This is a genomic window from Salmonella sp. HY31 (assembly GCF_042604575.1).
Taxonomy (GTDB): Bacteria; Pseudomonadota; Gammaproteobacteria; order Enterobacterales; family Enterobacteriaceae; genus Salmonella; species Salmonella diarizonae.
Genome location: NZ_CP170479.1, coordinates 3,401,430 through 3,426,530 on the forward strand (window position 1 = coordinate 3,401,430; position 25,101 = coordinate 3,426,530).

Here is a 25,101-nt window from a genome sequence, read left to right on the forward strand (position 1 = left end):
ATTAAAGCGTGTCGATAAGCGGCTGCCAAAGCAGCATCAGCCCTTGCGTTAGCCCGCCGCGCCAACAAAGCGCATCGTGTCCGCCGTCAACCTGACGCCAGAAAATGGACTGCTGCGAGGTATTCAGTTGGGCATAAAGCGCCTGATTCGCCTGAAAAACGATCGGCTCACGCACGCCGGCTTCCAGTACGATGCGCAGTCCGCGCGCGCATAATGCGCCGGTTTTCAGTCGGGTAATCACCTCCCCCTCCAGCGAGTTGACGCGATGGGGCCACCAGAAAGATCCTGACTGGCTCAGTACACAGCCAAAACGCGTCGGCCAGTTCAGGCCGGCATACAGCGCCGACAGGCCGCCAAAACTCTGTCCGGCAACCACCGTTCGCCCGGCATCATCGCTAAAAGGCGTCACCGCTCTGACTTGCGGCAACAGTTCCTGCTGCACCGCCAGCCAGAAGTCGTCATTGCAGGGCAACTCCTGGCTACGGTGTTGAGTATCAATCGCGTCAATCAGCAGATAGACGGCGCCGGGAAGAAGATGTTGATGAGTCAGCGAGGCGAGCGCGGGCCAGGCGGGCATACTTTCCGCCCAGAATTGACCGTCCAGCAGAATAGCCAACGGTCTTTCTTCCGGCGCCTCATCTCCGGTCGTCAATATCCATACGCGGCGGGAGTTGCCCAGACGTTCGCTATGCCACTGCATCCTCAAAGGCGGTGAATACGGCGTTTCAGGGCGATCCCATCCCGGCTGAAGGGGCGCATCCGGCATTTCCAGCGCCGAAACCGCATGACCACGCCCTCCCCGCCAGCTTTGTGAATTAAGCGGGTCAGCAATCGCCTGCGGTAATAACTGTCGCCAGCCTTCACGCAGTACGTTTCGATCGGGCGTTTCGCCCGGCGCAAAAACGGCAAAAACGTCATCGCGTTCGGTAGGAATAAAACAGTAGCTGCCGCGCCAGTTAGCGCTAAGCACCGTGCTCCAGCGCCAGACATCCGTTCCGGCAATACGCGCCATCGTCTGAGGCTGCGCGTTTTGATGATGATCGGTCACGCCAGTGATGTAGACCCAGACACGCCGTATCGGGGAGTGTGTTTCATTTCCCTGCGGGTCGCGCCACCAAAAAGTGACCCGATAATTTCCGTTTTTTTCCCGTACCCATTCCGGCCCGGTTTTGGTCCTCCACCAGGCCTCACTTCCCGTCGCCAGCGCCTCTTCCATTATAACCCTATGTTTATTATGAATTTTGCATATGAATAGCGAAATATATTGATAATATTATTGATAACAATTTGCATTTGCAATAGCGTATTGTCGCGCTATGGGAAGCGCGAACACAATTTCACCACCCGACCAATGCCTTTGACGGGCGCCTGGGCTTATGTGGCTAAAGAAAAGCAGGATATACAATGAACAAGAAGATTCATTCCCTGGCCTTACTGGCCAATTTAGGGATTTACGGGGCCGCTCTGCCCGTGATGGCGGAAGAGAAAACCGATAGCGCTGCGCTCAACAATGAAGATACCATCGTGGTGACTGCCGCCCAGCAAAACCTACAGGCGCCAGGCGTATCCACCATCACCGCCGATGAGATCCGCAAAAATCCGCCCGCGCGCGACGTATCAGAAATCATCCGCACCATGCCGGGCGTGAACCTGACCGGCAACTCCACCAGCGGTCAGCGCGGGAATAATCGCCAAATCGATATTCGTGGCATGGGGCCGGAAAACACCCTTATCCTGATTGACGGTAAACCCGTTACCAGCCGTAACTCGGTACGTCTGGGCTGGCGCGGCGAACGCGATACCCGCGGCGATACCGCGTGGGTACCGCCGGAGATGATCGAACGAATTGAAGTGCTGCGTGGTCCTGCCGCCGCACGTTACGGTAACGGCGCAGCGGGTGGCGTGGTCAATATCATTACCAAAAAAGGCAGTAGCGAGTGGCACGGTTCCTGGAATACGTATTTCAACGCGCCGGAACATAAAGACGAAGGCGCGACCAAACGCACTAACTTTAGCCTGAACGGCCCGCTGGGCGGGGATTTTAGTTTCCGTCTGTATGGCAACCTCGATAAAACGCAGGCTGATGCGCATAATATTAACCAGGGGCATCAATCTGAACGTACCGGGAGTTACGCCGACACGTTACCGGCAGGGCGTGAGGGGGTAATTAACAAAGATATCAACGGCGTGGTTCGTTGGGATTTTGCTCCGCTTCAGTCTCTGGAGCTGGAGGCCGGTTACAGTCGCCAGGGCAACCTCTATGCCGGCGATACTCAGAACACCAATACGAACCAACTGGTGAAAGATAATTACGGAAAAGAGACGAATCGTCTTTATCGGCAAAACTACTCTCTGACCTGGAACGGCGGCTGGGATAATGGCGTAACCACCAGTAACTGGGTGCAATACGAACATACCCGTAACTCCCGTATGCCGGAAGGCTTAGCAGGCGGCACCGAAGGGATTTTCGATCCAAAAGCGTCGCAAAAATATACCGATGCCGATCTGAATGACGTCACCCTACACAGCGAAGTGAGCATTCCTTTTGATCTGCTGGTCAATCAAAACCTGACGCTGGGTACCGAATGGACCCAACAGCGTATGAAAGACATGCTCTCCAACTCGCAAACCTTTATGGGGGGAAATATCCCGGGTTACAGCAGTACCAATCGTAGCCCCTATTCAAAAGCGGAAATTTTCTCTCTGTTTGCCGAAAACAACATGGAACTGACCGACAGCACCATGCTGACGCCGGGGCTACGTTTCGATCATCACAGTATTGTGGGGGATAACTGGAGCCCGTCGCTGAACCTGTCGCAAGGTCTGGGGGATGACTTTACTCTGAAAATGGGTATCGCCCGCGCTTATAAAGCCCCGAGTCTGTACCAGACTAACCCGAACTATATTCTGTATAGTAAAGGTCAGGGCTGTTACGCGACTGGCGCTGGCACCGGCATCGGCTGCTATATGATGGGCAACGATGATCTGAAAGCCGAAACCAGCATCAACAAAGAGATTGGTCTGGAATTTAAACGCGATGGCTGGCTGGCCGGCGTCACCTGGTTCCGCAATGATTACCGCAATAAGATTGAAGCGGGTACGGTGCCGTTGCAGCGTATCAACAACGGCAAAACGGATGTCTATCAGTGGGAGAACGTGCCGAAAGCGGTCGTTGAAGGTCTGGAAGGCACGTTAAACGTACCGGTTAGCGACACCGTAAACTGGACAAATAACGTTACGTATATGCTGCAGAGCAAAAACAAAGAGACCGGCGAACGTCTGTCGATTATTCCACAGTACACGCTTAACTCAACCCTGAGCTGGCAGGTACGTCAGGACGTTTCTCTGCAATCGACCTTCACCTGGTACGGCAAACAAGAGCCGAAGAAATATGATTATCAGGGGAAACCCGTTACCGGAACAGATAAGCAAGCGGTCAGCCCATACAGTATTGTTGGCCTGAGCGCGACCTGGGACGTGACCAAAAACGTCAGCCTGACCGGCGGCGTGGATAACCTCTTTGACAAACGTCTGTGGCGTGAAGGTAATGCGCAAACCGTTAGAGATACTCAAACTGGCGCCTATATGGCAGGCGCTGGCGCGTACACCTATAACGAACCGGGCCGTACGTGGTATATGAGCATTAATACCCATTTCTGATGCCAATCTTCCCTCCCTCGTTCGGGGGAGGGAGTTTGAAAGAGACCATGCTGACATCCCATTTTTCCCTTCCCTTTGCCGAACACAGGCTGCATATCGTCGACTTTGATGCGAGCAGCTTTCATGAACACGACCTGTTATGGCTTCCTCATCACGATCGGCTCCGGTCTGCCGGACGCAAGCGTAAAGCTGAACATTTAGCAGGCCGCATCGCCGCCGTTCATGCGCTACGCAAGGTGGGTGTCAGGACGGCGCCCGGTATTGGCGATAAGCGACAGCCGCTATGGCCGGACGGCGTATTTGGCAGCATCAGCCACTGCGCGTCAACGGCGCTGGCAGTCATATCCCGACAGCGCATCGGCGTTGATATAGAAAAAATCATGAGTCAGCATACCGCGACAGAACTGGCGTCATCCATTATTGATAGCGATGAGCGCCAAATTCTCCAGGCGAGCTCGCTCCCTTTTCCGCTTGCCCTGACGCTGGCTTTTTCCGCCAAGGAGAGCGTTTATAAAGCCTTTTCAGACCACGCCACACTACCGGGATTCGATAGCGCAAAAATTACTTCGCTTACCGCCACGCAAATCTCGTTAAATCTGCTGCCAGCCTTTGTCACCACGATGGCTGAACGTATCGTCCATATAGGGTGGTTCCAGCGTGATAATAGCGTTATTACGCTCTGCTCCTGGAATGACGCGCTTTCCCCACGACAGGAGCGCTCCCGCTTCTATACTTAGCGCAATAACCCGATAAATGAGATCGCTATGGTGCTGAATGATTTTCACGTTTCTGAACCTTATACGCTTGGTATTGAGCTGGAGATGCAGGTGGTCAACCCGCCAGGCTACGATTTAAGTCAGGACTCTTCTACGCTGATTGACACCGTTAAGCCCCAAGTTACTGCGGGAGAAATTAAACACGATATCACCGAAAGTATGCTGGAGATGGCCACGGACGTCTGCCGCGACATTGACCAGGCGGCGGCCCAGCTTTCTGCCATACAACACGTTATTTTACAGGCGGCGTCGGAACACCATCTCGGCATTTGCGGCGGCGGTACGCACCCTTTTCAAAAATGGCAGCGTCAGGAGGTCTGTGATAATGAGCGCTATCAGCGCACGCTGGAAAATTTCGGCTACTTAATTCAACAGGCGACGGTTTTCGGCCAACATGTCCACGTCGGCTGCGCGAATGGCGACGATGCGATTTACCTTTTACACGGGCTGTCGCGTTTTGTGCCGCATTTTATTGCGCTCTCCGCCGCGTCCCCCTATATGCAAGGCTCTGACACCCGTTTTGCCTGTGCGCGTCTGAATATTTTTTCCGCTTTTCCCGATAACGGTCCCATGCCGTGGGTCAGTAACTGGCAAGAATTTGCCGGATTATTTCGTCGTCTGTCTTACACCACGATGATTGACAGCATCAAAGATTTGCACTGGGATATCCGCCCCAGCCCTGCCTTTGGCACGGTAGAAGTTCGGGTGATGGATACGCCGCTCACCCTTGATCATGCTATCAATATGGCAGGGCTGATTCAGGCGACCGCTCACTGGCTGCTGACCGAACGTCCCTTTAAACCGCAGGAGCAAGACTATCTGTTATATAAATTCAACCGTTTTCAGGCCTGCCGCTATGGTCTGGAGGGCGTGCTAACCGATGTCTATACCAGCGACCGCCGTCGGCTGGCAGATGATACGCTGCATCTGCTGGACAACGTTACCCCCTCTGCACGCAAGCTGGGCGCCGACAGCGCAATTGACGCGCTACGTCTGCAGGTGAAAAAAGGCGGTAACGAAGCGCAATATATGCGGGAGTTTATTGCCGACGGCGGATCGCTGATAGGCCTGGTACAAAAACATTGTGAAATCTGGGCGGGACAATAGACAGCATATTTGCCTTACCAGGCGATATCCCGGACAATGGTGTTTTAACTTACGTTTAACAAAACCATGAAACACCCGCTTGAATCATTGATGACCGCTGCCGGTATTTTGCTGATGGCGTTGCTCTCCAGCCTGCTATTGCCCGCCCCTTCGCTCGGCCTTGCGCTGGCGCAAAAGCTGGTCGGGATCTTTCATCTTATGGATCTCAACCAGCTTTATACTTTGCTGTTTTGTTTATGGTTTCTGCTGCTCGGCACGCTGGAATATTATGTTATTCGCTTTATCTGGCGGCGCTGGTTTTCGCTGGCCGATTAAACATTTCAATGCGTACGGCCATGCTTTTCTTTGCGATAAGCGCCTGGCGGCAGGTTGAACGTGCGGGTAAAAATGCGCGTAAAGGTTTGCTGCGAATCAAAACCATACTTGAGACAAATATCATACACTTTCTGGTCGGTGTCGCGCAGATCGCGCGCCGCCAGTTTTAGCTTCCGTTCACGCACGTAGCGCCCCAGACTCTCCCCTTTGTACTGCATAAAAAGGCGCTGCAAATGCCACTTGGAATACCCCGCATGACGGGCAATATCATCAATACGTAACGGCTGATTCAAATTATCATCAATCCACTCGACAATCGTGTCGATAACCTGAGCGGAAATGGTCATCGTGCTCTCCTCTCTATCAAACTCGTCAACGGCTCCCACACCGCACATTTACTGCAATAGCAATAAGCATAGTAATAACCACACAAATTGTGAGATGGCTTATGGCATGGCCTGCAATACGCTTTTCCACCACTTCACGCGGATAGCCCTTGATTATGAGTGAGTAAGCACTCATTATAGAAAGCAAAGATACGCCGTCAAGGTACTTTTCAAAGGTTGACATTCACCGTTGCGACGTGAGAACGGGCATGATTCAATCGTGTTTTTACAGACATAAGGGTAACGTGTAGTGGCTCGTCCGAAGAGTGAAGATAAAAAACAGGCATTACTGGAAGCGGCAACCCAGGCAATAGCGCAATCCGGCATCGCCGCCTCAACGGCGGTGATTGCGCGTAACGCAGGCGTTGCAGAAGGAACATTGTTTCGCTATTTCGCGACCAAAGATGAGCTGATTAACACGTTGTATTTGCATTTAAAGCAGGATCTCTGCCGGTCAATGATCATGGAGCTGGATCGATCCATTACCGATGCCAAAACGATGACCCGTTTTATCTGGAACAGTTATATCAACTGGGGCCTGAACTATCCCGCACGGCACCGGGCGATCCGTCAACTGGCCGTCAGCGAAAAGATCACCAAAGAGACGGAACAACAGGCCGACGATATGTTCCCCGAACTGCGCGATTTATGTCATCGCTCCGTTTTGATGGTGTTTATGTCAGATGAGTACCGCGCCTTCGGCGACGGCCTTTTTCTGGCACTGGCCGAAACGACAATGGATTTCGCCGCGCGCGATCCCGCTCGCGCTGGCGAATTTATTGCGCTGGGATTCGAAGCCATGTGGCGCGCGCTGACTCGCGAGGAGCAATAATGGACGGTCACACACTGCACGCCTGTGCAAAACGCTTTGCGCTGGAACTGCCTTTTACCGAACACTGCTGGCCTTTCGGCCCACAGTACGATGTGTTTAAAGTCGGCGGCAAAATATTCATGCTTTTCACTGAACATCACTGCCGTCCGCTGGTGAACCTAAAGTCGGACCCGCAAAAATCTCTGTTGAATCAGCAAATTTACCCCAGTATTGTGCCTGGCTATCACATGAATAAGAAACACTGGATTTCAGTCTATGCAGGCGAGGATATCACCGTCTCGCTACTCAACGATTTGATAAATGACTCATGGGATCTGGTGGTAGATGGGTTACCCAAACGAGAGCAACAGCGCCTGCGGCCGCGCTGATGCAATACTCGTCGCAATAATCGTTTCGCATTTTCCACCCTTATCTTTTTGCCGATAACCCGGTACCCTGCTGATACAAAAGGGTACTAAACCAACCAGGAGCATTTATGGACATCGTTTCTGTCGCCTTAAAACGCTACTCCACCAAGGCGTTCGATCCCAGCAAAAAACTGACCGCCGAAGAAGCGGATAAAGTAAAAACACTGCTACAGTACAGCCCCTCCAGCACCAACTCCCAGCCGTGGCACTTTATTGTTGCCAGTACGGAAGAAGGCAAAGCGCGCGTCGCAAAATCCGCTGCCGCCAATTATGTGTTTAACGAACGTAAAATGTTGGACGCATCCCATGTCGTCGTGTTTTGCGCAAAAACCGCAATGGATGACGCATGGCTTGAGCGCGTCGTCGATCAGGAGGAAGCCGATGGCCGTTTCGCTACGCCGGAAGCTAAAGCGGCAAATGATAAAGGTCGCCGCTTTTTCGCCGATATGCACCGCGTCTCGCTAAGAGATGACCATCAATGGATGGCGAAACAGGTTTATCTGAACGTCGGCAACTTTCTGCTGGGCGTCGCCGCGATGGGTCTCGACGCCGTCCCCATTGAAGGTTTCGACGCTGACGTGCTCGACGCCGAATTTGGTCTGAAAGAAAAAGGCTATACCAGTCTGGTGGTGGTGCCGGTCGGCCATCATAGCGTCGAGGATTTCAATGCCGGGCTGCCGAAATCACGTCTGCCGCTTGAAACCACACTGACGGAAGTCTGAACCTCTGCCTAAGCCGGACGCCCGTCCGGCTTTTTCACTTTCTGCCAGGTTCCCCAATGATAAATGGCGCGAAGTGCCAGGTTTTACATCACTAGTGTTAACTTATTCCTGTAATACACTGAAAAAGAATAACATTTAAACCTGGTACGCCGTTTATTTTACAGCAACGCAGTGTCGGCCCGTAACCATCCACTGACTACCCGCTGCTATATGTGAAAGGCTGAGTATTAATATTTGCGCATCGTAAGGGCCGCTTGCTGGCGGCGCCAGCATTGCCGAACGCCAGCCAGAAAGATAGCTTTAATACGAATCCTGGCTCGCCCATCACAACTGGAACCATGCAGGCGCTCAAGTCCGCTTTTTGTTGTCAGTGAGGGAAATTTTCATGGCGAATAATCACGATTATCGCGGATATATATACAATATACACTCATCGCGGTAAGAAATATTTAACCTGAAATTCTAATATATTAGAATACAGAATTGAATAATCAATTGGTTGATGTTTCTCATCAATTGCTTGCGTCTGAATTTTTAAAATAGGATCTTTAGTACTTATATGAAGAACACTTGCAATTTCAGGTGTTGGAAATATTGGAGAAAATGTTTCAAAAGTACCAATAATTTTAACATTACATTCATTTTCAATATATGAGAATTTAGATTTTTTCATATGTGAGACTGTTAGTTCCGGGAAACGCCCTACAGATAGCCAGGTTTCTTCTAACTGCGCGAGTTTATTATCAATAATACGCAATCGTTTTATATAATACACTGGTTCATTTTCTGTTATATTCAGTTCCCTTGAAATAAGATGTGTAGCTCCCTGCACTTCAAATCTCATAATCTGGCTAACAATTTCTTTACCACTATTTTTAGCTATTTCACTCAGACAATTCATATGCTCTACATGTGCAATGAAGCTCTTTCTTCTCACATAAGTTCCAGCCCCATGCTTACGTTCGATCATACCTTCTTTTTCTAAAATATCTAATGCCTTTCGTAATGTGTTACGTGATACGTTATAAGTCTGAGAAAGCTGGATTTCGGTTGGTAGCAGATCCCCTACATTATATGTGTATCCATTAATATTATCTTTTAGCTTTCTTGCAATGTCCTGAAATACCACTTTTGCACCTCTTTAAAATCATTAAAAACAATAAGTTATGCATCAAAAAAAACCAATTCTCACCAATGGTTCACTTTTCCACCTCAAAATGCACCTATTTATTAAAATCTATTGTGACCAATGTAACAAAAAATAAACCAAGGAATAAATAACATAAAATGCGCTGATTGAGATTTAATATACTAAAGAGGGATGCATATGAAAAATATATTATTGGTTTGTGCGGCTGGTATGTCTACCAGTATGCTGGTTAAACGCATGTGTGAGTACGCTGCAACTATAAATGCTGAGGTCAATATCAATGCACTGGCAATTGCAGAGGCTAAAAACAAGATTAAAAACAATGAAGCGGATATTGTTTTGTTAGGCCCACAAGTCCGCTTCCAGAAATCTGAAATTGAAGGCGTTGCTCAGGGAAGAATCCCTGTAGCAGTGATTGACATGAAAGATTATGGGGCGATGAATGGTAAATCAGTTCTTGAATTTGCCTTTAAGCTTCTTGAACAACAATACAACCAATAACATTATCCATTAATAGATTTGTTCCTGAAAAAAACTGGAAAGTTAGTTCTGATCATAATCAGGAACGAATCCTCATATTCAAAAAATAAGTTTTTCATAATTGCAGGTGATTACAATGGGATTAATGAATTCCTTTGAACGTGGGATGGAGCGCTTTCTTGTTCCAATAGCAATAAAACTGAATTCACAGAAGCATGTAGCAGCTGTCAGGGATGGATTTGTTTATACATTCCCTATTATTATGGCGAGTTCATTAATTATCTTAATCAACTTTGCAATATTGTCGCCTGACGGATTTATAGCAGGACTATTACATCTTGGTAGTGTTTTCCCTCATCTGGAAAAAGCACAGGCCATATTTACACCTGTAATGAATGGTTCTGTAAACATAATGTCTATAATGATTGCGTTTCTTGTAGCCCGCAACATGGCTATCAGTTACGAACAAGACGATCTCTTGTGCGGACTGACCGCTATAGGTGCATTTTTTATTGTCTACACGCCATATCAACTGATTGATAATCAGGCATTTTTGACAACAAAATATTTAGGCGCACAGGGGCTTTTTGTCGCAGTAATTGTGGCATTATTAACAAGTGAAATTTTTTGTCGAATGGCAAGAAATCCCAAAATTGCGATAACTATGCCAGCGGCTGTTCCACCCGCTGTTGCTCGCTCATTCAAGGTGTTATTGCCTATCTTTTTTGTGATGGTGTTCTTCTCTGCACTGAATTATTTATTATCATTAATTTCACCTAATGGGCTTAATGATCTTATTTATACATTAATTCAGGCACCACTAAAACATATGGGAACAAACATATTTGCAGTGATTATTCTTGGCGCGGTCGGCAATTTTTTGTGGGTACTTGGGATACATGGTCCTAACACGACATCTGCAATTCGTGAAACGGTATTCTCCGAAGCTAATCTTGAAAATCTCTCATGGGCTGCACAACACGGATCAACATGGGGGGCTCCTTATCCAATAACCTGGACGTCAATTAATGATGCGTTTGCAAATTGCGGCGGTTCAGGTATGACATTAGGACTACTAATAGCCATTCTGATAGCTTCTCGTCGTGCTGAGTATAGGGATTTGGCAAAGATGTCATTTATCCCTGGTATTTTTAATATCAATGAGCCTGTCATGTTTGGATTACCTATTGTTCTGAACCCGATTATGATGGTTCCATTTATTCTTGTGCCAATCGTTAACTGTACAATTGGTTATTTCTTTGTCTCAATGAAGATCATTCCTCCAGTTGCTTATGCTGTTCCCTGGACAACACCCGGACCATTGATTGCATTTCTCGGAACGGGGGGGAACTGGTTAGCTTTGCTTGTCGGATTCCTGTGTCTGGGAGTTGCTACGTTAATTTATTTACCGTTTGTCATTGCGTCAAATAAAGTCAATACCGCGATGACTGATTAACAGATTTTTAATTAATATTCAGGAGTGTTGTATGTTTGCTGATGAAGAAACTGTCATGGAATTATTAATTCATGCTGGTCAAGCACGCTCTGATGCAATGGAAGCTATCAAATATGCACGATTGAAAGACTGGGATTCTGTTACCAGACTAATGAAAAGCTCGGAAGAAGCATGTCTGAATGCTCACAAAATTCAGACTGCTTTAATCGGTCAGGATGAAGGATGCGGGAAAATTAGTGTCAATTTAATTCTTATACATGCTCAGGATCATTTAATGACTGCCATATTGTGCCAGGATTTGGCAAAAGAAATTATTTCCCTCAGAAGGGATTTAACCAGTTAATAAATTTTTTCCTCCAGTTAAAGCTGGAGGAACTTACTTCTACCTGTCAAGAGTATTTAAATGAAAGCAAAAAATGTAAAACTCAGCCTGTTGTGCATATTTATTGGCATGGCGTTATATCCTGCTGATGTTCTTGCCAGTAAATTAACGGTTGAGCAACGGCTCGAACTTCTGGAATCTGAATTATCTGCAAATAAAAAAGAATTGCAGAAAACAAAATATGAACTTAGCACATATAAAAATAAAATTGCGACCTTACAGAAAAGTGTTGCTGAAAATAGCTATCGTAATACTGCCATTCCAGATATTACGGCCACATCACCTGTTTCTGAAAACATTAACAATGAAAACGGTGAAATCAACCAATCTGGTTCCCATGTTCCAGTCAAAGGCACACAACAAGTAGCAGTAATAGACAGCAATGGCAAAAATACAACTATTGAAAGCGTTACTCTAAAAGATATCAGTAAATATGTAAAAGATGATATTGGCTTTAGTTATCAGGGCTACTTCCGTTCTGGCTGGGCGACGGGTAATCATGGTTCCCCGGAAACCTATGCCGCCGGATCACTAGGACGCTTTGGTAACGAAACAAGCGGATGGTTCGATTTAACGCTAAACCAGCGTGTTTATAACCAGGACGGTAAAACAGCTACTGCTGTTGTCACGTATGATGGTAACGTTGGTGAACAATACAATGATGCATGGTTTGGCGATAGTGATAATGAAAATATCATGCAGTTCAGCGATATTTTTCTGACCACTCGAGGATTTTTACCATTTGCTCCTGATGCTGATTTTTGGGTTGGTAAACATAAATTACCACAATATGAAATTCAGATGCTTGACTGGAAAACTCTCACAGCAGATGTGGCTGCGGGGGTTGGTATTGAAAATTGGCTCTTAGGGCCGGGGATGCTTGATGTTTCGTTAAGTCGTGATGATGTTGATGTATATTCTCGTAATTTTGAGCATACTACTCAAATGAACACAAACTCTATTGACTTACGTTATCGAAATATTCCTTTATGGAAAGATGGCACATTATCATTAATGGCTAAATATTCTTCCCCGAATAAAACCGATCAGCAAAAAGACAATGAAAATAATGATAGTTATTTTGAAATGAAAGATAGTTGGATGTTAACTTCAATTATTCATCAAAATCTTGACCGGGATGCCTTTAACGAATTCACATTACAAATTGCTAATAATTCATTTGCCAGCAGTTTTTCTAGTTTCTCTGATGCAAGCAATACTATGTCTCATGGTCGTTATTATTATGGTGATCATACAAATGGTATTGCCTGGCGTTTAATTTCGCAGGGGGAAATGTATCTTGGTAATAAGATCATTATTGCAAATGCCCTTGTTTATTCTCACGGGGAAGATATTTATAGCTATGAGAGTGGCGCACATAGCGATTTTGATAGCATACGTACCGTTATTCGTCCAGCATGGATCTGGAATACCTGGAACCAGACGGGGATAGAATTAGGCTGGTTTAAACAAAAAAATAAAACTCAGCAAGGTATTAGTCTGGATGAGTCAGCCTATAAAACTACGCTCTATCATGCTTTTAAAGTTGGCACCAGTATTTTAGGTTCAAGACCGGAAATCCGTTTCTATGGAACATACATTAACATTCTGGATAATGAATTATCTAATTTCAATTTTAACGATAATAGCAAAGACGAATTTATGGCTGGTGTTCAGGCTGAAGTTTGGTGGTAATTTAAAATTTCTCATTAAGGAGCAAGGTTATGTCAGGATTTAAAAGTGATTTTCTATGGGGGGGAGCTGTTGCTGCACATCAACTGGAAGGAGGCTGGAACGAAGGGGGAAAAGGGATTAGTATTGCAGATGTTATGACGGCTGGAGCTTATGGTGTTTCGCGTGAAATCACCCCAGGAATAATAGAGGGTCGTAATTATCCCAATCATGAAGCAATTGATTTTTATCATCGCTATAAAGATGACATTAAACTTTTCGCGGAAATGGGTTTTAAATGTTTTCGCACATCAATAGCCTGGACCAGAATTTTTCCTAATGGGGATGAGATTGAACCTAATGAAGAGGGGTTACAATTTTACGATGCGGTATTTGATGAATGTTTCAAATACAATATCGAACCTGTAATCACATTGTCTCATTTTGAAATGCCATATCATCTGGTGACTGAATATGGTGGTTGGCGTAATCGCAAAATGATTGAATTTTTCACACGCTTTGCGAAAGTAGTTTTTAACCGTTATCAGTCGAAAGTAAAATACTGGATGACTTTTAATGAAATAAATAACCAGGTCAATTTCCGTGAAAGTCTCTGCCCGTTTACTAATTCTGGAATTCTGTATTCTGATGATGAAGGGGAACATGACCGAGAAAGAATTATGTATCAGGCTGTACATTACGAACTGGTCGCCAGTGCCATTGCCGTTAGTGTCGGGCATGAAATCAATCCAGATTTTAAAATTGGTTGCATGATTGCTATGTGCCCCATCTATCCTCTTACTTGCACTCCTGAAGATATGATGATGTCTGTAAGTGCGATGCATCGCCGTTATTGGTTCACTGATGTGCATGTACGTGGCTATTACCCACAATACATGCTCAACTATTTCGATAAACAGAGGTTTCATCTTGATATTACCGAAAATGATCTTAATATTCTCCAATATGGCTGTGTGGATTATATCGGATTTAGTTACTATATGTCATTTGTAACTAAATCTACGGAAGATAACCCTGATTTCAACTATGTTGAACCGCATCATTTGGTTAAAAATCCATATATTCAAACTTCAGACTGGGGGTGGCAAGTAGATGCTTGTGGCATACGTTATTCCCTCAATTGGTTCTGGGATCGTTTCCAGTTACCAATGTTTATTGTGGAGAATGGTTTCGGAGCCGTTGATTTTGTTCAACATGATGGAACAATAGACGATCAATATCGCATCGATTATCTCGCTGCGCATGTTCGTGAGATGAAAAAAGCCGTTGTTGAAGATGGTGTTGATTTAATAGGATATACCCCATGGGGATGTATAGACTTAATATCTGCTGGTACTGGAGAAATGAAAAAACGTTATGGGATGATTTATGTGGACAAAGATAATGATGGGAATGGTACTCTCGAACGGCGTCGTAAAAATTCTTTTTACTGGTATAAAGAATTGATTTCTCAGAATGGTAATAATATTTAATTTTTACTTTGATTTTTTAATTTAAATTCAAAAGGGACTCCACCGGAGCCCCTTTATTTGACGTTAGATAATGATAAACATGCCAATCTGTATTGAGATACTAACTACCAATAAAAATGATTCAACTCTAAATCCTAATGTTAATCGATTTGGTAAACTTCTTATCAACTTGTAACTTTAGATACTTATACCATCATGTAGAAACCTATAATATTTAAAATTCAAACTACTGATTATAAATTTAACTGGCGTCACTGGCTTCGCCCACTTCTGTGAAAAAACTTATTTTTTTCAGTGTCTAACGTTACACGAATGAACCGGGCAGCCCTCCCTGGCGTGTCATCAGAATCGTGCGCTAAACCCGATGTTATAGCGGGTTTGATTGCCATCGCTTAGCCCTGCCGTTTGCGCCAACCCGGCAAAGGCTGACATCGTTGTCGACAGCGGAAAATCTGCGCCAACCGCCATATCGATCCAATTTTTATCCTGCGTTTTCCCGGCGCGGCTAAACGTCAGCACGGTCGATTTAAGGCCGCCGTTTGCCACATACGCATCATCGCCAAACTGGCGGCGATAATTAATCTGCGCCCAGGAATGAATGACGCTATCGCGGATATCCAGACGCCAACCAGCGCTACCCACCTGCGAATGGGCGTTTTGGTCGCCAAAATGCATTGATGTGCTGGTATTGAGTTTCTCGCTATAACCATTAACGTGGCTATAATCCCACGCATATTGCAACATTGGTCCAGTCGTTAACCACGGCATCAGAACAAAATCGTAACCACTGGTTAACCTGGCGCCCCACAGCCGGCCGTTGGTTTCGCCCTCTTCCACGCGTCTTAGCGCACCAAGCGTTATACTGCGCTGAACGTTGCTGAAGTTAGCGGACAGGTAGTGTAAATCGCCATCCAGCCACGCCTGCCCGGCGCGTAAATGGCTGAACACGGCGGCCTGCAAGCCGCGGGCGTCATAACGATAATTATCGTCAGGACGTTGCTTATCCAGAGAACCGGCTATCAGCCCTCCCAGCAGTACCTGCTCGTTAAGCTGATAATCGACGCCAACCGTCAGATTATTATGATTACCGTGGCCATCGGCCTCGTTATTATCATAACGCTGATATCCGCCGCTGTATCCGCCGAACATGCCCAACGAACCGACAGGGTTTTCCCCCTGGCGAAGCTGCTGATAACGGCTGTCAAGCGTGTCACGACTGCCGCGCACCATCGACTGAACGCTTTGGTTCAGATATGTCACCTGTACCGGCGCGGCAATAATCGACTGGATATATTGCGCAATAATGGTATGGACCTGCGGACCGGGATGTAAATGATCGGCAAACAGATAGTCCTGCGACGCATTAAATCCCGGCATTGCCGAAGAGCATGCCGAGGCGGATACGCCCGGCGGGCAGGCCATACCCACGGTATTTGTCAGACCAAACGCCTGTGGATTGGCGAGAACTTCCTTAAAAAGACCGTTAATATTGGCACGGACAATATTACCACCGTGTTGCTCCAGCCCCTTCTCTTCCATCTGATTATAATAATCGGTCAGATCTGACGCCTGGCCTGCCGCCGTTTTATAGCCCGCCAGCAGTTGCTCAACGATCCGTTGCTGAATAGACGGGTCACTGCTTACCGTTACAGCCGCCGCCAGCAACGCCTTGCGGATCGCCTGCTGCCGACTGGCGGAATCAGGCGTCTCCCCCATCGCCAGCGCATCTAACGCCGCCTTTAGCGCCGGGCGCGCAGCGGCGCCCAGCCCGGCGGTGATTACCGCCTCCAGGAGTATTGGCGTCACACTAATGTCCGGTACGTTTGGTACCACGACCAGCCCGGCACCTACATCCACTAGCAGCCCTACCTGCGCCGCCGCGTTAGTGGCGCTATTACCGGCTATTTGCCACGCCATAGCTGGCTGCGTGATGGCCGCCGCCAGATCGTTTCCACCGACCCAGTGAATATACAAGCCGTTGTGATCGGCTTTTCCTCCCGTTTTGGCAAGCCACTGCCGTACCTGATCCGCCGTATTATCCTGGGGGTTTAATTCCGGCGTCGCCGTCGCGCCGCCGGCGGCATAATTAGAACCGCCTTTGTTGGAGGGGCTTAATGCCAGCCCATATCGCTCGGCCAACTGTTCGTCGTAGAGCTTATTTTGACCACCATCCCAGGTCCAGCGACCGTTATTCCCGGTATCGCTAAGGCTATCGCCAAATACCGTAAGAGAGTCAAACGCCCAGGCGGATAATGGCGTGGCCAGCGCCAGCAAGAGTATGTGGTGTTTTACCAGGGTACGCTTTTGAGTCATCCCATGTTCCTTAATGTTATTGTTGGTAGGTACGACGATGCTAATCATCATCCGACAGAGACATTGCAATCGTTTTAAGCATTCTGGTTAAAATGTTTTCATCCATTGTTTACGGACTGGCGCCTGTTAAAAAAGGGGGGCCGGCGTAAAATAATGACGTTTGTGGGGCGCTGAATAAAATATAGCGTATGGATAAATCCAAAAGCATTTTTATCCGTCTCCCGCTGTTTATGCCTGAAGCGCAGGCATCCTGATTTGCATAAATGCCATTCAGCAGTCATCATAGGCTGCTGTTTATAAAGGAGAGATTATGCAGGAATTGATATCCCAGGTAGAAGATTTAGCGGGTATTGAAATGAATCACACCACGTCGCTGGTGGTGATATTTGGTATTATTTTTCTGACGGCTGTTGTCGTGCATATTATTTTGCACTGGATAGTACTGCGCGCTTTTGAAAAACGCGTCAGCGCCAGTTCCCGCCTGTGGCTGCAAATTATCACCCAGAATAAATTATTCCATCGTCTGGCTTTTACGCTACAAGGCATCATTGTCAATATTCAGGCCGCGCTCTGGCTGCAAAAAGGCAGTGAGGCTGCGGATATCCTGACGACCTGCGCACAGTTATGGATTATGACCTACGCCCTGCTGTCGTTGTTTTCCCTGCTGGACGTGATTTTCAATCTGTCGCAAAAATGGCCCGCCGCTTCTCAACTGCCGCTAAAAGGAATATTCCAGGGCATTAAGCTCATCGGTGCGATTATCGTTGGCATTTTGATGATCTCACTGCTGATTGGCCAGTCACCGGCGATTTTAATCAGCGGTCTGGGCGCGATGGCTGCGGTATTAATGCTGGTCTTTAAAGACCCGATTCTTGGACTGGTTGCCGGTATACAGCTTTCCGCCAACGATATGCTCAAACTGGGCGACTGGCTGGAGATGCCGAAATATGGCGCAGATGGCGCGGTCATTGATATTGGTTTAACTACGGTAAAAGTGCGCAACTGGGATAATACCATCACCACCATTCCCACCTGGTCGCTGGTTTCCGATTCGTTTAAAAACTGGAGCGGCATGTCTGCGTCCGGCGGACGCCGGATTAAACGCAGCATTAATATTGACGCGACCAGCATCCATTTTCTGGATGACGATGAAAAACAGCGACTGTTAACCGCGCAACTGTTAAAGCCGTACCTTACCAGCCGCCATCAGGAAATCGATGAATGGAATAAACAACTGGATGCGCCAGAATCAGCCTTAAATCACCGCCGAATGACCAATATCGGGACATTTCGCGCCTATCTGAACGAATATTTACGCCACCATCCGCGCATCCGTAAAGATATGACGCTGATGGTGCGCCAACTGGCGCCTGATGATCATGGTTTGCCGATAGAGATCTATGCCTTTACCAATACCGTCGTGTGGCTGGAATATGAGAGCATTCAGGCCGATATTTTCGACCATATTTTTGCCGTGGTGGAAGAGTTCGGCTTACGTATTCATCAGACGCCGACCGGCAGCGATATTCGTGCGCTGTCAGGGACGTTGAGGCATTAATGGATTGCCCGATCGCATGAGCATGGGATCGGGCAAAAAAGTTAATGGGCCTTACGGCGCAAAACGTTAAACGCGATAAACAGGAAAACAATCCATACTGGCAGCAAAATCGCCGACAATCGCATATCGTCCATCGTACACATTAACACCAGAATCAGCGCCAGAAACGCAATGCACAAATAGTTCCCGGCGGGATAGAGCAACGCCTTAAATTGCGTCTCGCGCCCTTTACGGCGCATCGCCGCGCGAAAACGTAAATGCGCGAGACAAATCATTATCCAGTTTAGCAACAGTGTCGCGACAACCAGCGCCATCAACAAGCTAAACGCTTTTTGCGGCAGCAGATAGTTGATCAACACCACCAGAGAGGTAATTGCCCCGGAAAGCATCAGCGAGTTCACCGGCACACCGCGATGGCTGACGCGGGTTAAAAATTTCGGCGCATTGCCTTGTACGGACAGGCCGAACAGCATTCGGCTATTCGAATAAACGCCGCTATTATACACCGAAAGCGACGCGACCAGAATAACGAAATTCAGCGCCGAAGCCACCACATTGCTGTCAAGATTATGGAAAATCATTACAAAAGGACTGCTATTGGATTTCACCTCTCCCCACGGATAGAGCGCCAGCAGAACCACCAGCGAACCGATGTAGAACAGCAAAATACGGTATACCACCTGATTAACCGCTTTCGGGATGCTTTTTTGCGGATCGCGCGCTTCCGCCGCAGTAATGCCGATCAGCTCCAGTCCGCCAAAAGAAAACATAATCACCGCCAGCGACAGAAGCAAACCATGCCAACCGGTAGCGAAGAAACCGTTATAACGCCAGAGGTTATCAATGCTGGCATGTTCGCCGCCGTGGCCGGAAAACAGCAGCCACAGACCAAAACCTATCATGCCGATAATCGCCAGCACTTTAATCAGCGCGAACCAGAATTCCGTTTCGCCATACAGACGAACGTTCACCAGATTCACGGCATTAATGATAATAAAAAACGCCGCCGCCCATATCCACGTTGGTACGTCAGGCAGCCAGTACTGCATATAGATGCCCGCCGCGGTCAGCTCCGCCATCCCAACCAGCACAAACATAACCCAATAGTTCCAGCCCGACAAAAAGCCCGCAAACGGCCCCCAATATTTCCAGGCGAAGTGAGCAAACGATCCGGAAACCGGCTCTTCCACGACCATTTCACCCAACTGGCGCATAATGAGAAAAGCGATAATCCCGGCAACGCCGTAGCCCAACAAAACAGCCGGCCCCGCCATTTGAATCGCCGGGCCGATACCCAGAAACAGTCCGGTGCCAATGGCGCCGCCCAACGCGATTAGCTGAATATGACGGTTTTGCAACCCCCGCTGAAGCGTCGGTTCATTCTTCGACGCGGCATCCGACACGCTGGCGCCGGATGCAGTTGACGCGTTTTTCACGTCCTACCCCTGTATCGTTTTTATTGAGGGGCACCTTTTAACATTTCGTTCTCGCTGCCGCAAGGCGCAATCGTTTGTCACGGTTCAGCCCCGGACGTTAACGTTATCGTGTAAAAAAAGATATCGCGGGGAGTAAAAAGAAAAGAATGCGCGCCGATATAGAGAGTTACGGGTGAAAGACGACGAGTATAAAATGTGTGAATAACTCTGGACGAAAAGTACGACACCCTACAGAATACATTTAGTATTTTTTCAGTATTTTCAAAAAGGTGAATCAGACCTGGTATCTGTTATCCGTTTTTGAGCCACGCCAGGCATCAACGTCATGAATAAGATCATTAAACGTTTAGAGATCATCAAAAGCGCCATCGAACTTGAGGACGAAGAGATTATCCGTCAGCAGCTCATCTACCTGAAAAATGAGCCGCAGGATGCTGTAATCAGCGCGATTGCCCAGGCGATTGAAGCCCGTCGTTTCAGTGACGCCATGCAAGAGATCTCCGCCTGGCTACAGGCCCAACGGGCGCTCTCGACGTGGCAAGATCCCTCTATCGCCGCCAGTAAACTGGAGCTGAAAGCGCTTGAAGCCCAACTTCGCGATCTGATTGACAAACGAAATGCGCGGGTACAAATCCTCGACGATTTCAACGACCTCTATCATCTGCGTCTCGGGCCGTTGATGAGCCGTATTCTGGAGTTGCGTAAACAGCTCGCTGTAAGTATGCAGCGTAAGCAAGAAGCTGAAATAAAACGCCGGGAAAAGGATTATCAATCCTGCCTGCAATTTATTTCCCAGGCCGTGGATCAACTGGCAACGCTAAAACAGCAGTGGACAGGATTGAATGCCGCCTCGCGGGAAGCGGTGGGCATCCGTCAGCGAATCCAGCAGCAGACGGAGTTAATCACCGCGTTGCTGGAGGAAATTCGCGAGCTGGAAGCGGATTTTTCCCATCAGGACGACAGCACATCCCGCCAGGCGCAGGAAGACGCGGAACAGGACTATCACCAGTACCGGAAGCAGCAGCAGGAAGCGCAATTTCGCTACGCCCGCGATCAACGTTTGTCGGCTGACGAACGCAGTGAATTAAAACGTCTGTGGCGCCAGGCCAGCCGCTTGTGCCACCCGGATGTGGTCGCCGATGAATTGAAAGAAAAAGCGCACCAGATGATGGTACAGCTTAATCAGGCGCGGCAGAATGCCGATCTGGCGGCAATTCGCGCGTTATTGACGCAGTTGCAAAGCGGTCTGGAACCGATGATGGCAAGCGACAGGCTAAATAACCTGGAACATCTGCGCCATAAAATACGCCAGCTCCGCACGCAAATCGACGCGCTGTTGAAAGAGATTACGCAACTGGAAGCGGAAAACGCCTGGCGGCTCGCCTCTTCCGTTACGGATAAGGAGGCCTATTTCTCCGAGCAGGAACGAGCGCTAACCGAAATTCGCAATACGCTGGAGGCGCAGGTTCAACAGGTGGAACAGGAACTTCTGACAGGGTAGTCCATCAGCCATAAACAGATTGTCGGATGACGCTTGCTCAACCATCCGACGAATCGTGGCATAAAAGGGTAAGAGGGTCGCTACTGTCGCTGTAAAAGTAGCGAACGGGCGGAATCCGCCATGATCATCACCGCGCCTGCCAGCATTAATGTATCTTTTAATACCAGCCGTCCGGCGCCCGATAAATACGGGAAACCATAATGCGCATCGCCCAGCGGCATAACCCAGGCCTCCGGCGTGGTGATTAAAAACGATAGCGTGACAAATGGCGTCAGGAATGCCAGTACGCCGCCCGCCAGCCCTAACCAGCGGCTGAAAGGGTTAGCCAGTACCAGCGCCGCGATAATTAATTCCACCACGCCCAGACCATCCGAAAACGCATACGTATTATTGGCTGTTTGCCAGGCGCGTTCCTCCGGTTTTAATTCGCCCTCATGAGTCAGATGCTGACGATATTCCTCCGGATGTTCATAGAAAAATGACATAAACGGACTGTTCGCCACAAACGGGGTAATACTGTCAGCCTCATAGGGCACAAATTTCAGTAATCCAATCCAGATAAAAACGATGGCGATACTCAGGCGAATTAAGGTTAATCCAAGCCGATCCCCCCGACTTAACAGACGAAGATATTTATCCATACCAGGCCCTCCTTATTTATATAAAATCGCAGTGGCATAACCCGTATTATCAATACGCATTGACGTAATTTTCCATGACGACGCCTGTTTACTTTGCGCCAGTCTGGCAATAGCGTCTTCAAGCATCGACGGCGTCGCTGAAACCGCAGAAACGCTGATATATTCAACGTCAACTAGCGGCTGGGCGGAGGCGGAAAATGCCAGCGGCGCAGCCAATAATGAGGCAATAAACGTTGTAACTTTTAACATCGTGATTTCCAGTCGTGGGTTATTTCAATGGTGTTATAATACGTTACTCCTTACTAAAGCCTTTTCTTTCAGACGCCAGCATATTTGTCCTGGCGTATTTTTATGGCCTAACAGGCAAAAAAAAAGCCCTGATTAACAGGGCGATGCTATTTATGTTTTACTTAATGAGAGAAAAGAGATCGTTTAAGGACTCGCTCATTGTAGGATGGGTAAATATCTGATCGCGTAACACCGTATAAGGTAAATCCGCATCCATAACGGTTTTAACGATATTAACCATTTCATGAGAATCGACGCATAACAATGATACGCCTAAGATACGCTGCGTATTCACGTCCACTACCGCTTTTAGTACGCCACGGGTATCGTCCATAACACGGGCGCGAGGGATCGCCGCCACCGGTAATGTCGCCACCTGCACCGTTGCGCCGCTCGCCCGTGCTTGTTCTTCCGTTAGCCCGACACGAGAGAGCGGCGGCGTCATAAAGACGGAATACGGCACGTTCTGGCGATCGCGGGTACTGCGTTTGCCATCCCCCAATAAACCGTCTCGTACAATACGAAAATCATCCAGTGAAATATAGGTAAACTGCAACCCACCGGTAACGTCGCCCATCGCCCAGATATTTTCCGCCGTGGTACGCAGATAATCATCCACGATGATCCCACCGCGTTCGTTCACCGCCACTCCGGCATTCTGCAACTGTAAGCCAGTCGTCGCCGGTTTTCGCCCCGACGCCACCAGCAGGGCATCCACAAGATGCGCGCCTTCCGGCGTTTCTAATTGTACCGCGCCCTCCTGTGAGGATACGGCCTGTACGCTGGCGTTTAAAATCAGCTCGACACCCTTTTCCTGCAAAATGCGGGCAATTGCCTGCGCGATATCCCGATCTTCACGAGGCAGGAATTGCGGTGCTGCTTCGAAGATAGTGACCTTCGTACCGAAGTTGGCGAACATTGAGGCAAATTCAAGGCCAATATAACCGCCGCCTAAAATCCCCAGGCGCGCCGGGCGCTGGCTCAGGCTGAGTAGCCCGGTGCTATCGAACACCCCCGCCGTAGTTGTTAAGCCCGTAATTGCCGGGATCGCCGACTCTGCGCCAGTATTAATGAAGATCTTTTCTCCCCGTAACACCCGCTCGCCGTCCGCCTGAAATACTCGTAAGGTATGGTTATCAATAAACTCCGCCCTTCCCTCAATCACATCGACATTGTCCAGGTCGGCAAGATTATGAAAATTTTTGTCGCGTAAAAAATTTACGACCGCCACTTTACGTTGCATGGCGGCAGAAAAATCGCCCTCACGTTCCGCGTCATGCACCAGCGTTTTCGTTGGAATACAGCCAATGTTGATACAGGTTCCGCCGAACATACTGGCGGACTGTTCGATAATCGCCACGCGCCATCCCGTCTTCGCCAGAGTTGCCGCCAACGTTTTTCCTGCCTTGCCAAAACCAATAATGAGCGCCTGATACTGTGTCATCTTCTTTCTCCGCCAAATCACCCTCTGTTTGTCAGGCCTAGTATAAGTAACGTCAGAAAAAACAGAGTTATTCGCAACGCGCCATTTTTTGTCTTATCGTCTAAATTAGCGTTTGGCGAAAACAAGGGTAGAAATGATATTAAGTCCGAAATATAGTGACGATAGACAGGAATAGTTATCCCTATTTTTTAACAACAATCTGTTCTGGAGTCTATATGGACGCGCTTAGTCGGCTATTGATGCTTAACGACCCTCAAGGCTCAATCGACAAGAATTGCCCGTTAGGCGGCGACTGGCAGTTGCCGCACGCCGCTGGCGAGCTATCGGTGATTCGTTGGCATACCGTTACGCAGGGCGAAGCGCAACTGGAAATGCCTACCGGCGACGCCATGACGCTTACGCCGGGAAGGGTGGTGATTCTGCCGCAAAACTCCGCCCACCGTTTGCGCCAGTCTGGCGAAGCACCGACACATATCGTGTGCGGTAGTCTACGCCTGCACACGACGTCACGTTATTTTCTTACCGCGTTGCCGGAAGTGTTATGTCTTGCCCCGCCGCCGCATAGCCCCGCCAGTATCTGGTTTAACGCCGCCATTTTGCTGTTACAGCAGGAGTCAGAACGCCATTTACCCGGCGCTGACGTCTTATGCAGTCAGCAGTGCGCCACTCTGTTTACCCTCGCTGTTCGCGACTGGTTGTCGCAGGCTGGCACGGCGAAAAACGTGCTCAATTTATTGCTGCATCCCCGACTGGGCCGCGTGATTATTCACATGCTGGAAACACCGGCACATCCCTGGACGGTCGAAACGCTGGCGCAACGGGTACACATGTCGCGGGCGAGCTTCGCCCAGCTATTTCGCGACGTGTCCGCTACGACGCCTTTAGCCGTGTTAACGACGCTGCGCCTACAAATTGCCGCCCAGACCCTGTCACGTGAAGCGCTGCCGGTGATGGTGATTGCCGAGTCGGTAGGTTATGCGAGCGAATCTTCTTTTCACAAAGCTTTTGTCCGCGAATTCAGTTGTACGCCAGGCGAGTACCGCAAACGGGCCAACACGCTCGGACGATAAACGTACGCCGAAC

General features: G+C 48.3%; 22 protein-coding genes and 1 pseudogene. 15 read left to right on the forward strand and 8 right to left on the reverse strand.

All coding sequences use genetic code 11. The features are described 5' to 3' along the window. Position 1: 1 nt before the first annotated feature. Complete coding sequence (fes, locus tag ACE15A_RS16180) at positions 2–1,216, reverse strand: enterochelin esterase (RefSeq protein ID WP_053508462.1); 1,215 nt, start codon at positions 1,214–1,216, stop codon at positions 2–4. Positions 1,217–1,404: 188 nt separating this feature from the next. Between fes and ACE15A_RS16185 the strand changes: the two genes are divergently transcribed. The 4 genes and pseudogenes from ACE15A_RS16185 to ACE15A_RS16200 all read left to right on the forward strand — a co-directional run bounded on the left by ACE15A_RS16185 (position 1,405) and on the right by ACE15A_RS16200 (position 5,858). Beyond that, positions 1,405–3,660, forward strand: coding sequence for a TonB-dependent siderophore receptor (locus ACE15A_RS16185; protein WP_129382462.1), 2,256 nt, complete (start codon positions 1,405–1,407; stop codon positions 3,658–3,660). A 47-nt stretch (positions 3,661–3,707) separates the two neighbouring features. Next, a pseudogene (gene entD, locus ACE15A_RS16190) lies at positions 3,708–4,413 on the forward strand (enterobactin synthase subunit EntD). Between the two features lie 11 nt (positions 4,414–4,424). Continuing rightward, on the forward strand, positions 4,425–5,543 hold the full coding sequence (locus ACE15A_RS16195; protein WP_053508466.1) for a YbdK family carboxylate-amine ligase: 1,119 nt from the start codon (positions 4,425–4,427) through the stop codon (positions 5,541–5,543). A gap of 66 nt (positions 5,544–5,609) precedes the next feature. After that, complete coding sequence (locus tag ACE15A_RS16200) at positions 5,610–5,858, forward strand: DUF1158 family protein (RefSeq protein ID WP_000682500.1); 249 nt, start codon at positions 5,610–5,612, stop codon at positions 5,856–5,858. Positions 5,859–5,863: 5 nt separating this feature from the next. Here ACE15A_RS16200 and ACE15A_RS16205 read toward each other — a convergent pair whose 3' ends face one another. Next, complete coding sequence (locus tag ACE15A_RS16205) at positions 5,864–6,205, reverse strand: RamA family antibiotic efflux transcriptional regulator (RefSeq protein WP_000155633.1); 342 nt, start codon at positions 6,203–6,205, stop codon at positions 5,864–5,866. 289 nt (positions 6,206–6,494) lie between these two features. Here ACE15A_RS16205 and ACE15A_RS16210 point away from each other — a divergent pair, with 289 nt between their 5' ends. From ACE15A_RS16210 to nfsB, 3 genes are all read left to right on the forward strand, one after another. Further along, entirely contained in the window at positions 6,495–7,076 is a 582-nt protein-coding gene (locus ACE15A_RS16210) for a TetR/AcrR family transcriptional regulator (protein ID WP_053508468.1), read from the forward strand. Further along, the gene (locus ACE15A_RS16215) at positions 7,076–7,444 is read left to right on the forward strand and encodes an MmcQ/YjbR family DNA-binding protein (protein ID WP_023246769.1); all 369 of its coding nucleotides are present in this window, start codon (positions 7,076–7,078) and stop codon (positions 7,442–7,444) included. Before ACE15A_RS16210 ends, ACE15A_RS16215 begins: the two co-directional genes overlap by 1 nt. A gap of 107 nt (positions 7,445–7,551) precedes the next feature. Next, complete coding sequence (gene nfsB, locus ACE15A_RS16220) at positions 7,552–8,205, forward strand: oxygen-insensitive NAD(P)H nitroreductase (protein WP_023246768.1); 654 nt, start codon at positions 7,552–7,554, stop codon at positions 8,203–8,205. Positions 8,206–8,635: 430 nt separating this feature from the next. Here nfsB and ACE15A_RS16225 read toward each other — a convergent pair whose 3' ends face one another. Continuing rightward, the gene (locus ACE15A_RS16225; protein WP_053508470.1) at positions 8,636–9,334 is read right to left on the reverse strand and encodes a GntR family transcriptional regulator; all 699 of its coding nucleotides are present in this window, start codon (positions 9,332–9,334) and stop codon (positions 8,636–8,638) included. Between the two features lie 198 nt (positions 9,335–9,532). Here ACE15A_RS16225 and ACE15A_RS16230 point away from each other — a divergent pair, with 198 nt between their 5' ends. From ACE15A_RS16230 to ACE15A_RS16250, 5 genes are all read left to right on the forward strand, one after another. Next, entirely contained in the window at positions 9,533–9,856 is a 324-nt protein-coding gene (locus ACE15A_RS16230) for a PTS sugar transporter subunit IIB (RefSeq protein ID WP_053508472.1), read from the forward strand. Positions 9,857–9,971: 115 nt separating this feature from the next. Further along, positions 9,972–11,291 carry a PTS sugar transporter subunit IIC gene (locus ACE15A_RS16235; RefSeq protein ID WP_053508474.1) on the forward strand — a complete coding sequence of 440 codons (1,320 nt, stop codon included), beginning with the start codon at positions 9,972–9,974 and terminating at the stop codon, positions 11,289–11,291. Between the two features lie 31 nt (positions 11,292–11,322). After that, positions 11,323–11,634, forward strand: coding sequence for a PTS lactose/cellobiose transporter subunit IIA (locus ACE15A_RS16240; protein ID WP_023246764.1), 312 nt, complete (start codon positions 11,323–11,325; stop codon positions 11,632–11,634). A gap of 60 nt (positions 11,635–11,694) precedes the next feature. Continuing rightward, the gene (locus ACE15A_RS16245) at positions 11,695–13,368 is read left to right on the forward strand and encodes a carbohydrate porin (RefSeq protein WP_053508477.1); all 1,674 of its coding nucleotides are present in this window, start codon (positions 11,695–11,697) and stop codon (positions 13,366–13,368) included. Positions 13,369–13,397: 29 nt separating this feature from the next. Next, entirely contained in the window at positions 13,398–14,837 is a 1,440-nt protein-coding gene (locus tag ACE15A_RS16250; RefSeq protein ID WP_023246762.1) for a 6-phospho-beta-glucosidase, read from the forward strand. Between the two features lie 342 nt (positions 14,838–15,179). On the opposite strand, the gene ACE15A_RS16255 is transcribed toward ACE15A_RS16250, so the two are convergent. Further along, positions 15,180–17,150, reverse strand: coding sequence for an autotransporter domain-containing esterase (locus tag ACE15A_RS16255; RefSeq protein ID WP_053508478.1), 1,971 nt, complete (start codon positions 17,148–17,150; stop codon positions 15,180–15,182). A gap of 310 nt (positions 17,151–17,460) precedes the next feature. Between ACE15A_RS16255 and ACE15A_RS16260 the strand changes: the two genes are divergently transcribed. Next, entirely contained in the window at positions 17,461–18,708 is a 1,248-nt protein-coding gene (locus ACE15A_RS16260; RefSeq protein WP_023246760.1) for a mechanosensitive ion channel family protein, read from the forward strand. Between the two features lie 41 nt (positions 18,709–18,749). On the opposite strand, the gene pheP is transcribed toward ACE15A_RS16260, so the two are convergent. Then, positions 18,750–20,144, reverse strand: coding sequence for a phenylalanine transporter (pheP, locus tag ACE15A_RS16265; RefSeq protein ID WP_053508481.1), 1,395 nt, complete (start codon positions 20,142–20,144; stop codon positions 18,750–18,752). Positions 20,145–20,469: 325 nt separating this feature from the next. Here pheP and ACE15A_RS16270 point away from each other — a divergent pair, with 325 nt between their 5' ends. Further along, positions 20,470–21,645, forward strand: a complete 1,176-nt coding sequence (locus ACE15A_RS16270) for a DNA repair protein (protein WP_053508482.1) — start codon at positions 20,470–20,472, stop codon at positions 21,643–21,645. A gap of 80 nt (positions 21,646–21,725) precedes the next feature. Here ACE15A_RS16270 and rclC read toward each other — a convergent pair whose 3' ends face one another. The 3 genes from rclC to rclA form a co-directional block, all read right to left on the reverse strand. Continuing rightward, the gene (gene rclC, locus ACE15A_RS16275; protein WP_023246757.1) at positions 21,726–22,286 is read right to left on the reverse strand and encodes a reactive chlorine resistance membrane protein RclC; all 561 of its coding nucleotides are present in this window, start codon (positions 22,284–22,286) and stop codon (positions 21,726–21,728) included. A 12-nt stretch (positions 22,287–22,298) separates the two neighbouring features. Next, positions 22,299–22,535, reverse strand: a complete 237-nt coding sequence (gene rclB, locus ACE15A_RS16280) for a reactive chlorine resistance periplasmic protein RclB (RefSeq protein ID WP_053508483.1) — start codon at positions 22,533–22,535, stop codon at positions 22,299–22,301. Between the two features lie 157 nt (positions 22,536–22,692). Beyond that, positions 22,693–24,018: a reactive chlorine resistance oxidoreductase RclA gene (rclA, locus tag ACE15A_RS16285; RefSeq protein ID WP_053508484.1), complete on the reverse strand. Its 1,326-nt coding sequence runs from the start codon at positions 24,016–24,018 to the stop codon at positions 22,693–22,695. 215 nt (positions 24,019–24,233) lie between these two features. Here rclA and rclR point away from each other — a divergent pair, with 215 nt between their 5' ends. Further along, on the forward strand, positions 24,234–25,088 hold the full coding sequence (rclR, locus tag ACE15A_RS16290) for a reactive chlorine-specific transcriptional regulator RclR (RefSeq protein WP_053508485.1): 855 nt from the start codon (positions 24,234–24,236) through the stop codon (positions 25,086–25,088). Positions 25,089–25,101 lie beyond the last annotated feature (13 nt).

Coding starts and splice junctions, on each gene's coding strand:
- fes (WP_053508462.1), bottom strand. CDS start 1,216: ATGGAAGAGGCGCTGGCGACGGGAAGTGAGGCCTGGTGGAGGACCAAA.
- ACE15A_RS16185 (WP_129382462.1), top strand. CDS start 1,405: ATGAACAAGAAGATTCATTCCCTGGCCTTACTGGCCAATTTAGGGATT.
- ACE15A_RS16195 (WP_053508466.1), top strand. CDS start 4,425: ATGGTGCTGAATGATTTTCACGTTTCTGAACCTTATACGCTTGGTATT.
- ACE15A_RS16200 (WP_000682500.1), top strand. CDS start 5,610: ATGAAACACCCGCTTGAATCATTGATGACCGCTGCCGGTATTTTGCTG.
- ACE15A_RS16205 (WP_000155633.1), bottom strand. CDS start 6,205: ATGACCATTTCCGCTCAGGTTATCGACACGATTGTCGAGTGGATTGAT.
- ACE15A_RS16215 (WP_023246769.1), top strand. CDS start 7,076: ATGGACGGTCACACACTGCACGCCTGTGCAAAACGCTTTGCGCTGGAA.
- nfsB (WP_023246768.1), top strand. CDS start 7,552: ATGGACATCGTTTCTGTCGCCTTAAAACGCTACTCCACCAAGGCGTTC.
- ACE15A_RS16230 (WP_053508472.1), top strand. CDS start 9,533: ATGAAAAATATATTATTGGTTTGTGCGGCTGGTATGTCTACCAGTATG.
- ACE15A_RS16235 (WP_053508474.1), top strand. CDS start 9,972: ATGGGATTAATGAATTCCTTTGAACGTGGGATGGAGCGCTTTCTTGTT.
- ACE15A_RS16240 (WP_023246764.1), top strand. CDS start 11,323: ATGTTTGCTGATGAAGAAACTGTCATGGAATTATTAATTCATGCTGGT.
- ACE15A_RS16245 (WP_053508477.1), top strand. CDS start 11,695: ATGAAAGCAAAAAATGTAAAACTCAGCCTGTTGTGCATATTTATTGGC.
- ACE15A_RS16250 (WP_023246762.1), top strand. CDS start 13,398: ATGTCAGGATTTAAAAGTGATTTTCTATGGGGGGGAGCTGTTGCTGCA.
- ACE15A_RS16255 (WP_053508478.1), bottom strand. CDS start 17,150: ATGACTCAAAAGCGTACCCTGGTAAAACACCACATACTCTTGCTGGCG.
- ACE15A_RS16260 (WP_023246760.1), top strand. CDS start 17,461: ATGCAGGAATTGATATCCCAGGTAGAAGATTTAGCGGGTATTGAAATG.
- ACE15A_RS16270 (WP_053508482.1), top strand. CDS start 20,470: ATGAATAAGATCATTAAACGTTTAGAGATCATCAAAAGCGCCATCGAA.
- rclC (WP_023246757.1), bottom strand. CDS start 22,286: ATGGATAAATATCTTCGTCTGTTAAGTCGGGGGGATCGGCTTGGATTA.
- rclB (WP_053508483.1), bottom strand. CDS start 22,535: ATGTTAAAAGTTACAACGTTTATTGCCTCATTATTGGCTGCGCCGCTG.
- rclA (WP_053508484.1), bottom strand. CDS start 24,018: ATGACACAGTATCAGGCGCTCATTATTGGTTTTGGCAAGGCAGGAAAA.
- rclR (WP_053508485.1), top strand. CDS start 24,234: ATGGACGCGCTTAGTCGGCTATTGATGCTTAACGACCCTCAAGGCTCA.